Origin of the sequence: Rothia nasimurium, assembly GCF_004569295.1 — a bacterium.
In the GTDB taxonomy this organism is placed as follows: domain Bacteria; phylum Actinomycetota; class Actinomycetes; order Actinomycetales; family Micrococcaceae; genus Rothia; species Rothia nasimurium_B.
Genome location: NZ_SPQC01000033.1, coordinates 15,991 through 30,206, shown reverse-complemented (window position 1 = coordinate 30,206; position 14,216 = coordinate 15,991). Strand labels below are relative to the sequence as shown.

Annotated in this window: 13 protein-coding genes and 3 tRNA genes; 4 read left to right on the top strand and 12 right to left on the bottom strand. The window is 61.3% G+C overall.

Annotated features, from left to right (window positions below; translation table 11 throughout):
* The 12 genes from E4U03_RS09185 to thrC all read right to left on the bottom strand — a co-directional run.
* Positions 1–1,500, bottom strand: a 1,500-nt coding sequence (locus E4U03_RS09185) for a dynamin family protein (protein WP_135013241.1), incomplete at its 3' end; no start/stop codon positions are given.
* A gap of 15 nt (positions 1,501–1,515) precedes the next feature.
* Entirely contained in the window at positions 1,516–3,309 is a 1,794-nt protein-coding gene (locus tag E4U03_RS09180) for a dynamin family protein (RefSeq protein WP_245207708.1), read from the bottom strand.
* Positions 3,310–3,416: 107 nt separating this feature from the next.
* A tRNA-Glu gene (locus E4U03_RS09175) sits at positions 3,417–3,489 on the bottom strand.
* 165 nt (positions 3,490–3,654) lie between these two features.
* Positions 3,655–3,727 (bottom strand) — tRNA-Glu (locus E4U03_RS09170).
* Positions 3,728–3,752: 25 nt separating this feature from the next.
* A tRNA-Gln gene (locus tag E4U03_RS09165) sits at positions 3,753–3,824 on the bottom strand.
* A 310-nt stretch (positions 3,825–4,134) separates the two neighbouring features.
* The gene (gltX, locus tag E4U03_RS09160; protein WP_135013240.1) at positions 4,135–5,649 is read right to left on the bottom strand and encodes a glutamate--tRNA ligase; all 1,515 of its coding nucleotides are present in this window, start codon (positions 5,647–5,649) and stop codon (positions 4,135–4,137) included.
* A 49-nt stretch (positions 5,650–5,698) separates the two neighbouring features.
* Entirely contained in the window at positions 5,699–6,475 is a 777-nt protein-coding gene (locus E4U03_RS09155; protein WP_135013239.1) for a fumarylacetoacetate hydrolase family protein, read from the bottom strand.
* Between the two features lie 173 nt (positions 6,476–6,648).
* Positions 6,649–7,005 (bottom strand): hypothetical protein, encoded by a 357-nt coding sequence (locus E4U03_RS09150; RefSeq protein ID WP_135013238.1) that lies wholly within the window; start codon positions 7,003–7,005, stop codon positions 6,649–6,651.
* Positions 7,006–7,080: 75 nt separating this feature from the next.
* Positions 7,081–8,181, bottom strand: a complete 1,101-nt coding sequence (locus tag E4U03_RS09145) for a branched-chain amino acid aminotransferase (protein WP_135013237.1) — start codon at positions 8,179–8,181, stop codon at positions 7,081–7,083.
* 38 nt (positions 8,182–8,219) lie between these two features.
* Positions 8,220–9,278 carry a 3-isopropylmalate dehydrogenase gene (locus E4U03_RS09140; RefSeq protein ID WP_135013236.1) on the bottom strand — a complete coding sequence of 353 codons (1,059 nt, stop codon included), beginning with the start codon at positions 9,276–9,278 and terminating at the stop codon, positions 8,220–8,222.
* A 65-nt stretch (positions 9,279–9,343) separates the two neighbouring features.
* Positions 9,344–9,694, bottom strand: coding sequence for a hypothetical protein (locus E4U03_RS09135; protein ID WP_135013235.1), 351 nt, complete (start codon positions 9,692–9,694; stop codon positions 9,344–9,346).
* A gap of 96 nt (positions 9,695–9,790) precedes the next feature.
* Positions 9,791–11,218, bottom strand: a complete 1,428-nt coding sequence (gene thrC, locus E4U03_RS09130) for a threonine synthase (protein ID WP_135013234.1) — start codon at positions 11,216–11,218, stop codon at positions 9,791–9,793.
* 123 nt (positions 11,219–11,341) lie between these two features.
* Here thrC and E4U03_RS09125 point away from each other — a divergent pair, with 123 nt between their 5' ends.
* From E4U03_RS09125 to E4U03_RS09110, 4 genes are all read left to right on the top strand, one after another.
* Positions 11,342–11,755, top strand: coding sequence for a hypothetical protein (locus tag E4U03_RS09125; RefSeq protein WP_135013233.1), 414 nt, complete (start codon positions 11,342–11,344; stop codon positions 11,753–11,755).
* On the top strand, positions 11,724–12,590 hold the full coding sequence (locus tag E4U03_RS09120; protein WP_135013232.1) for a sensor histidine kinase: 867 nt from the start codon (positions 11,724–11,726) through the stop codon (positions 12,588–12,590). The genes E4U03_RS09125 and E4U03_RS09120 overlap by 32 nt, the downstream gene beginning before the upstream one ends.
* 111 nt (positions 12,591–12,701) lie before the next feature.
* Positions 12,702–13,328: a response regulator gene (locus tag E4U03_RS09115; protein ID WP_135013243.1), complete on the top strand. Its 627-nt coding sequence runs from the start codon at positions 12,702–12,704 to the stop codon at positions 13,326–13,328.
* A 137-nt stretch (positions 13,329–13,465) separates the two neighbouring features.
* Complete coding sequence (locus E4U03_RS09110) at positions 13,466–14,215, top strand: ABC transporter ATP-binding protein (RefSeq protein WP_135013231.1); 750 nt, start codon at positions 13,466–13,468, stop codon at positions 14,213–14,215.
* The last annotated feature ends 1 nt before the right edge of the window (position 14,216 follow it).

The following is a 14,216-nucleotide window of genomic DNA, read 5'->3' as shown; positions in this document are numbered from 1 at the left end:
GGGCACGGGCAGGGGGAACCCCTCGATGGTGGGCGGGTCGGGCAGCACAAGCTGGAAGTAGCCTGCTACTGCCAGGCCGGTGAGCCAGAGCAGGCCCACAAGAGCCGTTGCTAGCCCGACCCATTGCAGAGCGTTGAGCAGGTGCCACCACCAGCGCTTCTTCTGGGCGTCGTAGTGCACGCTGGCTGCGGCGCGCTCGATTTCGCCGGGGAGCTGGCCCTCGAAGGTTCGGGCCGCTGCCCTGATGGAGTGGCTCCAGGGCTCTTCAACGCCGTCTGAGACGCTCGTGGCGAAGGTGCGCAGGGAGGTTGAGAGGGCCGCTTTCTGGGGAGCTCCCAGAGGCGGCAGGGAGGATTTAGAGATAGGCGCCCCGTCGTGGTCCTTATGCAGGCCCATGCGCTTGAGGGGATCGCGTTTGATTTTGAGCAGCCAGCGGGTTGCAATCCAGCCGGTGGACGAGGCTGCGTGTAGCTTGTAGGAACCCGCTGCGGCCTTGACCAGGGCTTCTGCGCCCGAGGCGGTGTAGAAGTCGTCCTCGAGCCGGGTGGTTGCTGCGGCGGTGATGCCGGCGGGCTCTCCCCCGCCGTCCCGGGCAGCAAGGTCTGAGCGGACGCCCGCCAAATCGGCTTCGAGCCGGGCAACCGCGGCGCTCTTGGCGACGGCGACCTGCCCGAGGATCTCGCGGAGGCGGGGTATCTGGTAGCCGGTGCGGGCTGAGACGCCCAGGGGGTCAGCGAGCAGGGTGGAGCTCAGCCCGTCCTGGGCCAGCAGGAGCTTGAGGGAGTCAAGTACTGCCGGAACCTCGCCTTCATCGAGCCTATCCACCTGGTTGAGCACGGCCAGGGTTACTGCTCCATGGGCGGCCAGGGGCTGGATGAAGTCCTGGTGAATTACAGCGTCGGCGTACTTTTGTGGGTCCATGACCCAGACCAGCACGTCGACGCACTCAGCCATTTTTTCAACGATGGCCCGGTTTGAGGCTTCTACCGAGTCGAAGTCGGGTAGGTCGAGCAAGATGAGCCCGCCGCTGGCCTGTTCGGTCTTACCGGCTCCTACCGAGCGGCGAATCTTGTTCCACATGCCCACGGTGACCGGTACGTCGGCGCGGTTGAGGGCTTCTGCGGCCTGGGCGGGGTCTTCGTCCATGTAGGTACGGTTGGTTACGCCCAGCCAGTCCAGCAGGGGTTCTGCCCCTTCTTTACCCCAGATGGCGGCCTGAGCGGTGGAGGTGGTGGGGCGGCGGGCCGCGCTCTTGGCGATGTCTTTACCGACTACCGCGTTGAAGAGGGTGGATTTGCCTGAGCCGGTGGCCCCGAAGAAGCCGATGACGGTGTGCTCGGCAGACAGTTCCCGACGGGCTGCTGCCCGGCCCAGGGTTGCGCGGGCGGCTTCGAGGGTTTCGGGGGCTACTCGCCCTTCGCCCAGGTCAAGTGCCTCGGTGAGGGCGTCCAGTCGGGTAGCCAGGGCGGTGGTGGCGAAAGCTGTATCTGTGGTGGTCACGGTGGTTACTCTCGCTTACTTGGTCTCGTCAGTGGGTGCGGGGGTAGTTGCGGTGGAGGCGGACGCCAGCTGCTCCCCCGCGCGGGACAGAATCTGGGCCGCTTCGGTGAGGTCGGCAGCTGAGGGGGTTTCGGGATCGCTGCTGCCACTTGCCTCATCCAGGCGCTGGGTAAAGCGTTCCTGCTGGCTGACAAGGAGCTCTCGCATACGCTCTTCGAGGCGGGTGCGGGCCCCGGCTGCCATGCGGCGTACGGCGTCCTCACCAAAGATTGCTTCGAGCAGTTTCTGGCCCACTACGCCCGAGCCACCGGCGATACCCACTTCTAGGCCGGTGAGGCCGCCGGTCATGGAGAAGACCGCAACCATCAGAATCACGGCGGTGACGTTTACGCCCAGCGACATGAAACGGGCCCGTTGGCGTTTACCGGCGCCTTCGGCGGCGATGATGTCCATGACGTCCTGTTGCCAGGCTCGAATTGACTCAGCAACCTCTTCGGAGAAGTTCTCACCCAGGGCTGCCAGGTCGTCCCCGGCCAGCAGGGCGCGCCCGGCTCGGTCTTTGAGCCAACGGCGCTGGGCAGTTTCGGCAGCGGCAGCAGCCTCTTCCATGATGACCGAGTGCAGACCCACTTCAAGGGCCTGTTCCACCTCTACGGCACGGGTAGGCGGGGTACCCCTGAAGAAGCCGGCGACGCGGTCGCGCACCTTACCGATAGTGGTTTCTACCTGGCGGAAGAATTCGCCGGTACCCACAAAGTCCTGCCAGCGGGTTAGCACCTCGCCGCGAAGCATCTGCCCGTCCTGGGTGGCCTCATTGAGGTTGGCCAGGGCTCGCTCAAAGGCTGAGGTGACGTCCGCACGCAGGCGGGCTTCGGCGGCCTGCTGTTCACCGGCGGCCTGGGCGAGAATAGCTGCCTGCTGTCCTACCGCCCGCACCGCGCCTTCTAGGGTACGGCGGGCGATATCGGAGCGGGCGTCCACGTCAGCCCCCAGGGACCGCAGCCAGAAAATCAGGGGGGTGAGGGCGACGGAGGGCAGCAGGCCGCGTTCGTCGCGTTCCTGCTCGGTCACAGAGTGAATCAGGGCGGGAGTGATGCCCGCTTCGGTCAGCATGCGGGTGAGGTCGGCTTCAATTTCGTCTTCGGCACCCCCGGGCACGCGGTTGAGCACCACGGCGATGGTGATATCGCGGGCAGCGGCCTGGCGCAGAATCTCCCAGGGCACGGCATCGGCGTAGCGGTTAGCGGTGGTGACAAAGAGCCAGAGGTCGGCAGCGCGCAAAAGCTGCTGGGCCAGGCGGCGGTTCTCATCTGAGACCGAGTCGAAGTCGGGGGCGTCAATCAGGGCGATCCCTGCGGGCAGGGAATCAACGGGTACGGTGACCAGCTCGTCCTGGCCCTTGTGGGGGTTAGCGCCGGGTAGGGCTTCTCCGGGGGCTATCGGCACTCGCACCAGGTGGGGCAGCATGCGCTCAGGGGTGAAGGCATCAGCGTCTTCGGGGCGGTGCAGAAGGACGGGCTGGCGGGTGGTGGGGCGGATCGCACCGGAGCGGGTGACGGGCTCCCCCATTAGGGTATTCACCAGGGTAGACTTGCCTGCACCGGTAGAGCCACCCACCACGACGGTCAGCGGGGCATCGAGGGTAGCCAGCTTAGGCAGGATGTAGTCATCGAGCTGGGTGACGGCGGTACGCGCCTCCTTGCGCGCTGCGTCGGCAGAGCCGGTGACCAGGGGGAAGGACGCCGCAGCGAGGGTATTGCGAGCATCGCGAACTGCGGTGAGAGCGGGAGTGATTGATTCGTTGTGCACGTACCCTATTCTCGCATGTTTAGCGAAAGACGCGGGGCTTGGCAGCCAATGACGCTGTGAGCAAAAGAAAAGCTCCACATCCTACTGGATGTGGAGCTTTTAGCCTGTGACCCCAACCGGATTTGAACCGGTGTTGCCGCCGTGAGAGGGCGGAGTACTAGGCCGCTATACGATGGGGCCGAAACTCTTTCGAGCTGCTGCCGTTTCCAGCAACAGATAAAACTATACATACACTGTTTACCTGTGCGCAAGCTGGAAGGGTGTAATCTGCGCCATTACAATATATGGTACCCGCAGGCAAACAAAAAATCCCCCGCTTCGAATGAAGCGAGGGATTCTAGCCTGTGACCCCAACCGGATTTGAACCGGTGTTGCCGCCGTGAGAGGGCGGAGTACTAGGCCGCTATACGATGGGGCCGAAACATCTTGAACCAAGATGTTCGCTGGGATACCAGGACTCGAACCTAGAATGACGGTACCAGAAACCGTAGTGTTGCCAATTACACCATATCCCATTATTATTTGCTCCGGTCTTGTTTTCCTTTCGGAACTCATCGCCGCAACGAGTAATAACTCTATACGAGCTTTTGAGGGCGTGCAACTTGAAATCCATAGAGCTGGCTCACATTCAAGTACTTCACCCCGTGTTTACCCTTATTTCTAGCGGTTTTTGGCCCCAAAATTTTTGTAAAAATTCCTGAAAAAGCCGCCGCAGGCGTCCTGCTTCTCCACTTTTCTCCCCTCCCAGGTCTTATAAAAAGCACCGCCCCGCTCCCCCACTACGCGGGGTCATGGGGCGGTGCGTGAGCTAAACCTCGAAATTTTTTAGGCCAGCGAAGCGTGGAGCTTCTTCAGGCGAGCAAGAGAGGAATCCTTGCCCAGAATCTCCATGGACTCGAAGAGCGGCGGTGAGATGCGCTGGCCGCTCATGGCGGTGCGCACCGGGCCGAAGGCAAGGCGGGGCTTGATCTCAAGGCCATCAACGATAGCTTCGCGCAGGGCAGCTTCGATGGTAGCAGCGGTGAAATCGGTCAGGCCCTCAACTGCGGTAATAGCCGCGTCGAGAACTGCCGATGCTGACTCCTTGAGCTGCTTGGCGGCGTCCTCAGCAACCTCGATGTTCTCATCGGCAATAAAGAGGAAGCCCAGCAGGCCGGGGGCCTCGCCCAGAAGCTGCATGCGCTCCTGCACCAGAGGGGCTGCCTCGGTCAGAATAGCCTGCTCACGCTCGGTCAGATTCTCGAAGCTCTCAGCGGATACTAGTTCAGCCTTATGCAGGAAGGGAACCAGGCGGTTGCGGAAGTCCTCTGCCTCCAACAGGCGGATATGGGTGCCGTTGATGGCTTCTGCCTTCTTCAGGTCGAAGCGGGCGGGGTTAGCCAGAACGTCCTTGATGTCGAAGGCGGCAACCATCTGATCCATGGTGAAGATGTCTTCGTCGTGGGAGAGGGACCAGCCCAGCAGGGAGAGGTAGTTGAGCAGGCCTTCCTTAATGAAACCGGCGTCCAGCAGATTGTAGAGGCTGGACTCGGGGTCGCGCTTGGAAAGCTTCTTGTTGCCCTGGCCCATGACGTAGGGCAAGTGACCGAATTCGGGGATAAAGCTGGTGACGCCAACCTCAACCAGGGCCCGGTAGAGGGCGATCTGGCGGGGGGTTGATGACAGCAGGTCCTCGCCACGCAGCACATGGGTGATGCCCATGAGGGCGTCGTCGACGGGGTTGACCAGGGTGTAGAGGGGCTTGCCGTTGGCGCGGACGACCACGAAGTCGGGTACGGAACCGGCCTTGAAGGTGATGTCACCGCGCACCAGGTCGTGGAAGGTGATGTCTTCATCGGGCATGCGCAGGCGCAGCACGGGGGTGCGACCTTCGGCCCGGTAGGCGGCCTTCTGCTCTTCGGTCAGGTCGCGGTCGAAGTTGTCGTAGCCCAGCTTGGGGTCTTCGCCCTTAGCCTTGTGACGCTCTTCAACCTCTTCGGGGGTTGAGAAGTCTTCGTAGATGAAGCCGCCGGCCTTGAGCTTTTCTACCACGTCAGCGTAGATGTCCATACGCTCTGACTGGCGGTAGGGGGCGTGGGGGCCACCGATACCGACGCCCTCGTCCCAGTTGATGCCCAGCCACTGCAGGGATTCGAGCACCTGGTTGAAGGATTCTTCGGAGTCGCGGGCGGCGTCGGTGTCTTCGATGCGGAAGACCATGGTGCCACCGGTGTGCTTGGCGTAGGCCCAGTTGAAGAGGGCGGTTCGCACCATACCCACGTGCGGGGTGCCGGTGGGTGAGGGGCAGAAGCGGACGCGGGTCTCGCTGGGGTCGTTGAGTTTCAGAGTGTAATCACTCATGGATGCGGGCACATCCCTTTCTAGTTGAAAGCTGTTCGTAGGTTCTAGTTTACTCGGCGCGGACGGTATTGATGAGGGAGCCGATACCCTCAACCTCAATCTCGACCTCGTTACCTGCGCTCAGGCGTCCTACCCCTGCGGGGGTGCCGGTGAGAATCACATCGCCGGGCAGCAGGGTGAAGTATTCGCTGGCGGCGGCGACAAGTTCGGCGACGGAGAAAACCATGTCGGCGGTGGTACCGTCCTGCTTGAGGTCGCCGTCAACCCAGGTTTGGATGGTGAGGTCGTCGGTGTCCAGGTCGGTTTCAATCCAGGGGCCGAGGGGGCAGGCACTGTCGAAGCCCTTGGCGCGGGCCCACTGGATGTCGGTTTTTTGGGCATCGCGGGCGGTCAGGTCGTTGGCGACGGTGAAGCCGTAGATAACTTCGGGTACGCGGTCCAGGGGCACGGACTTGGCGATACGGCCGATGACGACGGCAAGCTCACCTTCGAAAGAGACGTTATCTGACCATTCGGGCAGGGCGATGGGGTCGCCGGGGCCGATGACGGAGGTGTTGGGCTTGAAGAAGAACTGGGGGGTGGTGGGGGTTTCGTTGCCCAGTTCGGAGGCGTGGTCGCGCCAGTTGCGGGCCACACCAATGACCTTGGAGCGGGGAATGATGGGGGCAAGCAAGCGGACCTCGGCGATGGGGTATCGCTTGTCGGTGGGGATAATGCCGGTGTAGAAGGGGTCGCCGGAGAGGACGGTGATGGTCTCTTCGCCGGGCTCACCTTCAACCAGGCCAAAGTGCAGGGTATCGTCTACGGTAAATCGGGCAATGCGCATGGTTCTAGACTACCGGATTCGCCGCCCACGCCCCAGAACGGACCATCTAAATCAGAAATCCCACCTAGTTGGTGGTCATTTCTGACTCAGATGGTACCTACCCCGTGGATTTTTCAGCTACTCTCTAGACTCAGGCGATGATGGCTTGGTCGAAGCAAATCCTGACGGGTTCCCTAGAGCTTTGATTTTTGGGGTTCAAGTTCCTGCCAGGTGATGGTCAGATGGGGGTAGCCTGCTAGGAACTCTTCGAGGTGTTCTACACCGTTGAGAACAGAATCGAAGCCGTCTTCTCCGGCTGAGTAGAGTTCGAGTATTAGGCTCTCCTCCCTGGGTCTTACAGGGGTTGGGATTTCGGTGAAGCAGTAACCGCCACTGTAGTAGACTCTAGATGAGCCAAGGGTGAGGGCGGCAAGGAAGGCCTGCACCACCGTCCGCGCTTCTTTACCTGTGATGCTAGCTTGGAGACGAACGATGGTGTCTTGTTGCCAGGGCCAGTTCTTGTACCATTGGGGGCTGGGGGTATAGGTCATGGCCCAATTATAGGACGCTTAGGCTCCTTCCAGTTTAACTCTGATATGCCCTTGTCAATAAGCGTCCGTAACTTTCTAGGCGATTCGGGTCAGCCAGCCGTAGCGGTCCTCCACCTTGCCCGTTTGAATCCCCACCAGCTCTTCGCGGATAGCCATAGTGATTTCGCCGTTGACGCCCTCGCTGGCAGGGGTAGGCACAAGTAGGCCCTCCCCCTTGAGGTTGCCGATAGGCTGGATGACGGCGGCGGTACCGCAGGCAAAAATCTCGGTGATGTCGCCGTTTGCTACGCCCTCGCGCCACTCGCTCAGGGTAATCTTGCGTTCCTCAACGGTGTGGCCGCGGTCCTCAGCTAGCTTGATGATGGACTTGCGGGTCACACCGCGCAGAATCGTGCCGGTCAGCTCGGGGGTGACGATGCGTCCGTCCTTGTAGACGAAGAAAACGTTCATGCCACCCAGCTCTTCAATGGCGTCGTCGCGGTTGGGGTCCTTGAAGATGACCTGCTTGCAGCCCTGGGCCTCACCCTCCAGCTGAGCAGCCAAAGAAGCCGCGTAGTTGCCGCCGCACTTAGCCTCGCCGGTGCCGCCCACACCAGCGCGGGCATAGGTGGTTGAAAGCCAGATATCGACAGGCTTGGGGGTGCCGAAGTAGTTACCGGCAGGGGACGCAATGATGAAGAAGGAAACCTCGTGTGCCGGGCGAATACCCAAGAAAGCCTCGGTGGCAATCATGAAGGGGCGCAAGTAGAGGGATTCGCCCTCACCGGAGGGAACCCAGTCAGCGTCAATAGTCACCAGCTGGCGGATTGCCTCAACGAAGAGCTCTTCGGGCAGGTTTGGCAGCACCAGGCGGTCAGCTGACTTGTTCAGACGAGAAGCGTTTTCTTCGGGGCGGAAGGTGGTGATGGATCCGTCCGCCTGGCGGTAGGCCTTGATACCCTCGAAGATTTCCTGGCCATAGTGGAAGACGGACGCCGCCGGGTCCAGGCTCAGGGGGCCGTAGGGCAGAACCTGGGCGTTGGTCCATTCGCCGCCGTCTGTGTGGGTGCCGCGCCAGTCGATGCGCACCATGTGGTCGGTGAAGTAGTTGCCGAAGCCGGGGTTTGCGAGAATCTCTGCGCGGCGTTCGTCGCTGGCGGGGTTGGGGTTGCGGTTGATAGTGAATTCGAGTGACATGTTCATCCTTCAAACGGTTTCGGTGGGGTGCTGACGTTTTAGTGGAGTTGGGCGAGGATTGCATCGCCTATTTCGTCGGTGGCGCGGGTTGCGCCGGGGTTGGCTGCGAGGTCTGCTTCTACTGCCTGTTCGATGCGGGCGGCGCTGGTCTCGTGGCCCAGGTGGCGCAGGAGCATAGCAGCGGCCAGGACGGTTGCGGTCGGGTTGGCCTTGTTCTGCCCGGCGATGTCGGGGGCTGAGCCGTGCACGGGTTCGAACATGGAGGGGTAGGTGCCGTCGGCGTTGATGTTGCCGCAGGCTGCGTAGCCGATACCGCCGGTGATGGCGCCTGCCTGGTCGGTAAGGATGTCGCCGAAGAGGTTATCGGTAACGATCACGTCGAAGCGGGCGGGGTCGGTGGTGAAGAAGATGGTGGCTGCGTCGATGTGCAGGTAGTCGGTGGTGACCTGGGGGTATTCTTCGGCGACCTTGTTGAAGATGCGGGTGTAGAGGGCACCGGCGTTGACCAGCACGTTGGTCTTGTGAATCAGGGTCAGCTTTTTCTTCTCGCGGCTGGCTGCCAACTCGAAGGCGTAGCGCACCAGGCGCTCGATGCCGTAGGCGGTGTTGACCGAGACTTCGGTGGCGATTTCGGCGTCGGTTCCGGTGCGGAGCACACCGCCGTTACCAGCGTAAGGGCCTTCGGTGCCTTCGCGGACAACTACAAAGTCGATATCGCCGGGGTTGGTCAGGGGTGAGACAGCGCCGGGGAAGAGGCGGGAGGGGCGCAGGTTGATGTAGTGGTCGAAGGAGAAACGCAGGTTGAGCAGGATTTCTCGTTCGATCAGGCCGCTGGGCACGGCGGACGAGCGCGGGTCGGCTCCCACTGCGCCGAAGAGGATGGCGTCGTGCTGGGCGAGCGCGGTCTTGGTCTCTTCGGTGAGGGTCTGACCGGTTGCGAGCCAGTGTTCTGCACCGAGGGGGTATTCGGTGGAGGTGACAGTGATGTTGTCGAGTTCGGCGGCGCGGGTGAGGACGCGGTGGGCTTGGGCTACTACTTCGGGGCCGATGCCGTCGCCGGGGATTACTGCCAGGTTGATGGAGCTGTTTTCAGTCATGGTTTAAGGCTAGTCCTGCGAGCGCAGCTTTGCCCATATTTTGACTGGTGGTTTCATATATTGGTCTAGGGTGTGAGGTGGTCGGTAGCTGGTAGGGCCGCTACCGGCTTATTGCCGGTGGGGGCTACTTCTAAAGTGGTGAGTCTGCCATCTGTCAGGTGGGTGAGGAGGAGCGTCTCCCCGTCCTGGGTACCTACGGATAGATAGGTGCGGGGCAGGTCCTGGTCGATGGGCTCGCCCGGGTAAAGCAGGTTGTAGGTGGGGCAGGTGCCACAGTCGCAGGTCTGCTCAATCTGAGCTTCTTCAAGGGCAGCAATTGCTGCCTCACGTTCTGCTGTATTCGGTTCACGGTCGTTTGGGGCGTGGGGCTTGGCCAGGCGCAATACCGCCGCAAAGAACTCTTTTTCTTGTTCCATAGCCACACTATAAAACTGAACCACATGCCTTGTCACCAGCCCCAGAATTTAATCGGGGCTCAACAAGGCATGTGGTTCTATAGGTGGTGAGAACGGTTAGACGTTCTTCTCAATCAGCTCCTTGACCGCCTCAACATCGTTGGGCAGGTCGATGACGTGGCGGTCGGCGTCCATGATGCCGGCAAAACGCTCAGGAATAGCGGGCTCGGCGCCGGTGGCTTCAAGGATGGTTTCAGCGAACTTAACCGGCAGGGCGGTTTCCAGGCAGATGATGGGGGTATCTACCTTCTCTGCCCAGTCGCGGGCGACCTTGACGCCGTCCGCGGTGTGGGGGTCAAACAGCACACCCAGGCGCTCGTTGGCATCGCGGATGGTGGCGACGCGGTCGGCGTGGGTTGAGCGGCCCGAGGCAAAGCCGTAGCGCTCAGCCGCCTCTGCAAAGGCAGGGTCATTGGTCAAGGAGAAGCCGCCCTGAGGCACCTTGAGACCAAAGAAATCGGCGGTACGCTCAGCGTCACGGCCCAGCAGGTCATAGATAAAGCGCTCAAAGTTGGACGCACGGGAGATATCCATTGAGGGGCTGGAAGTCTCGTAGGTATCAGCCGAAGAACGCACCCGGTAGTCGCCGGTGTGGAAGAATTCGTCGAGCACGTCGTTCTCGTTGGTGGCAACAATCAGACGGTCGATGGGCAGGCCCATCTGGCGGGCGATATGGCCGGCGCAGATATCACCGAAGTTACCGGTGGGCACGCAGAAGGACACCTGCTGGTCGTTGCTTTCGGTAGCGCGAATCCAGGATGAAATATAGTACACAATCTGAGCCATCAGGCGGGCCCAGTTAATGGAGTTCACCGCACCAATACGCTTATCAGCCTTAAAGGCAGCGTCAGCTGAGATGGCTTTGACGACGTCCTGGCAGTCATCGAATACACCATCGAGGGCGACGTTGAAGATGTTTTCGTCGTCCAGGCCGAACATCTGGGCCTGCTGGAAGGGGGTCATGCGCCCGGCGGGGGTGAGCATAAAGACCTTAATACCGGGACGGCCGCGCATGGCGTATTCGGCAGATGAACCGGTATCGCCCGATGTAGCGCCCACAATGTTGAGGGTTTCGCCGCGGCGGCCCAGCTCGTATTCAAAGAGCTCACCCAGCAGCTGCATGGCCATGTCCTTGAAGGCGGCGGTGGGGCCCTCAGACAGGTGGCCAATCAGAATACCGGGTTCCAGTTCAGTCACCGGAACAATCTCTTCTGAGGCGAACTTGGGGGAGGAGTAGGCCCGGGCGGTCATAGCCTTGATGTCCTCAGCCGGAATATCGTCGATGAAAAGCTGCAGTACTTCTGCGGCCAGAGCTGCGTAGCCTTCCTCAGCAAGCACAGTGCGCCAGCGGGTCAGAGTGGCGTCGTCGAGGGTGGGGTAGGTTTCGGGCAGGTAGAGGCCGCCATCGGGGGCTAGACCACCGAGCAGAATATCGGTGAACTTAGCTGGGGTGCGGGTGGTGTCGCGGGTTGAGATGTACTGCATGGGTATAAGCCTACCGAAACTGCCCGGCCGGTGGTGCTAGGCGCTCATACTGCGGTATGAATTTGGGGTGCGGACGCCCGCCACCGCCTTCCCGGGGCCGGGGCGGCTTTTAGACTTATGAGGGTGGAAACCCTACAGATAGAACTGGCTACTACCCAGCGCCGGAAGAAGCTGGTCAATGCGCTTGCTGTTGCCCTGGGGCAGATACTGACCCTGGTGATAACGCTTGCCTTTGGTCTCGCCATGGAAGATGGCACCTGGGCGCTAGTTTATATAGTGGCCTGGTTGGTTGCTACATCGAGTCTCTACTTCAGGTATTCCCGGCCGGTTCTGGTCGTGGTTCTGGTCGTGGTATCGCTTCTCATCACCATACCCGCTCAGTACCCGGCGGTGGGTTCCTGGTGGGCTGCCTCAGTGATGGTCTACCACCTGGTGCGGTACTTTTCGAAGCCGGTACGTATTGGCACCTTTGTTGCGGCCCTTATGGCCGCAATCGTCGGCGGCTTTGTTCTCACCCGCCCCTTTTTGGCCAAATAATCCAAGTACATTCGAGTTCTACGCCACCGCCCTAACCGCTGTTTTTATCTGCGCAGCAATCGTCACGATTGCCTGGTTCTTTGGCGACTCCCGGCGCCTGCGCGAGAACCGCCACCGGGCCCTGATTGAGCGGAACCGCCAGCTAGAACACGAGCGAGAGCAGGAGCGGGCCCTTGCCGCCCTCGATGAGCGAGCCCGCATTGCCCGCGAAATGCACGACATCGTGGCTCATTCGCTGTCTGTCATCATTGCCCAGGCGGACGGCGCCCGCTACGCTGCCGCTGCCCAGCAGGCTGGGAGCGGGGCGGGGGCGTCCGCGCAGAATGAGCCTGTGGAGCTAGCCGCCTTGGGCACGATTTCTGAGGCGGCGCGGTCGTCCCTACAACAGATGCGAACCCTGCTGGGGGTCCTGCGCACCGATGAGGGCACCACCGTTGAGCCCCTCCCGGCCCTACACAACGTCCCCCAGCTCATTGAACAAACCCAGAAGCTGGGCATACCGGTGCGCTTTAGCACGGTATCGGGAGTTGAGGAGAAACTACCGCAGGGTGCCGACCTGACCATCTACCGTATTGTGCAAGAAGCCCTGACCAACGTGGCCAAGCACTGCCCGGGTACTCCCCTGGTGACCGTCACCATTAGCGAGGGTAAGCAGACCCTAGATATCGACATCACCAATCTGCCCCAGGCCGAGCCCACCCAGCCCCTGCCCGGTGCCCGCCGGGGCCTGCTGGGCATGCGCGAACGCGTTGATATGTACCACGGCACCCTGCACTACGGCCGCCTAGCTGATGGTTCTTTTAGGGTTTTTGCTCAGATTCCTTTCGTGCCCTAGACCCGCTTAAATAAGAACCAGCCACCCAATGATGATCAGGAGCGATAGAGTAAAACCGTGATTAGAGTTCTTCTTGTAGATGACCAGCAGCTCGTGCGTTCTGGCCTGGCTATGCTGATTGGCTCGCAGGCCGATATGCAGGTGGTGGCCCAGGCCGGGGACGGTCAGCAGGCTATCAAGCTGGTCGCCGAGCTGCAGGCCGCGGGGCTGGGGCCTGATGTAGTGCTCATGGACGTGCGCATGCCGGTGCTCGATGGCATCGAAGCCACAGGCGCTATCATCGCAGCCCACCCCGAGGTCAAGGTGGTCATGCTGACCACCTTTGATATCGACGACTACGTGTACGCCGCGGTCCAGCGCGGAGCCAGCGGCTTCCTACTCAAGGACGCCCCGCCCGAGCAGCTTCTCGGGGCTATTCGGACGGTGCAGCGCGGGGACGCCGTCATCGCCCCCAGCGCCACCAAGCGGCTGCTCGAGCAGATGATTCCCCACCTGGCAGGGGGCGCGCCCACCCAGCAGACACCCCAGAAACACGCTGAGAAGATTGCCAGCCTGACCAACCGCGAGCGCGAGCTGTTTTTGCTCATTGCCCAGGGACTGTCGAATGGTGAGATGGCCCAGCAGCTCTTTGTTTCTGAGGCGACCGTCAAAACCCATGTCTCGCATATTCTGGCTAAGCTTGAGGCCCGCGACCGTGTGCAGGCAGTGATTATTGCCTACGAGGCAGGGCTGGTTTAACCTTCAATACTGAAAATTATTAGGTTCCGCAGGCTCACGCTCGCTGTGAGTCTGCAGAACCTATTCTCATACCTAGGTATGAGGCCCAGCTCTTCCCAATCACTCCCCGGTGCGATGTGCCTTGCCATACTGGGAGTATGAGCACCTCACACACTATTCCCATCGCTGTTTCTGCCCGGAATCTTTCTAAAACCTACGCGGGTGAGTCCCCCGTCCACGCCCTGCGCAACATTTCAATTGATTTTGAGCGGGGCAAGTTCACGGCCATCATGGGCCCCTCTGGCTCCGGCAAGTCAACCCTGCTGCACACCCTGGCAACTCTCGATGCCCCCGACTCCGGGGAGCAGACGTCCGTACAGGTCAAGGGTGTGGAGCTAACAGGGCTCAAGGACGCCGCCCTAGCTGAGTTCCGGGCCCGTAATATCGGCTTTATTTTTCAGGCCTTCAACCTGATACCCACGCTCACAGCGGCCCAGAATATGGAGCTGCCCCTGGGGCTGGCCAAGATGGCAGTTGATACCATCTGGCGCGATGAGCTGGTACGCACCCTGAGCCTTGAGGACCGTCTCAAACACCTGCCCTCCCAGCTCTCCGGTGGGCAGCAGCAGCGGGTAGCGATCGCCCGGGCCCTGCTCCCGCGCCCGGCCGTCATTTTTGCGGACGAACCCACCGGCGCCCTCGACTCGGCGACCAGCACCGAGGTGCTGGGGCTCCTACAGCAGGCCAGCCGGGAACAGGGGCAGACCATTCTGATGGTGACCCACGACCCGCTCGCGGCCTCCTACGCCGACCGGGTTCTGCTGCTCAAGGACGGCCAGCTAGCCGGCGGGCTCGAAGCCCCCACCCAGACCAGTGTGCTCTCAGCCCTGGCAAGGCTGGGTGACTAGC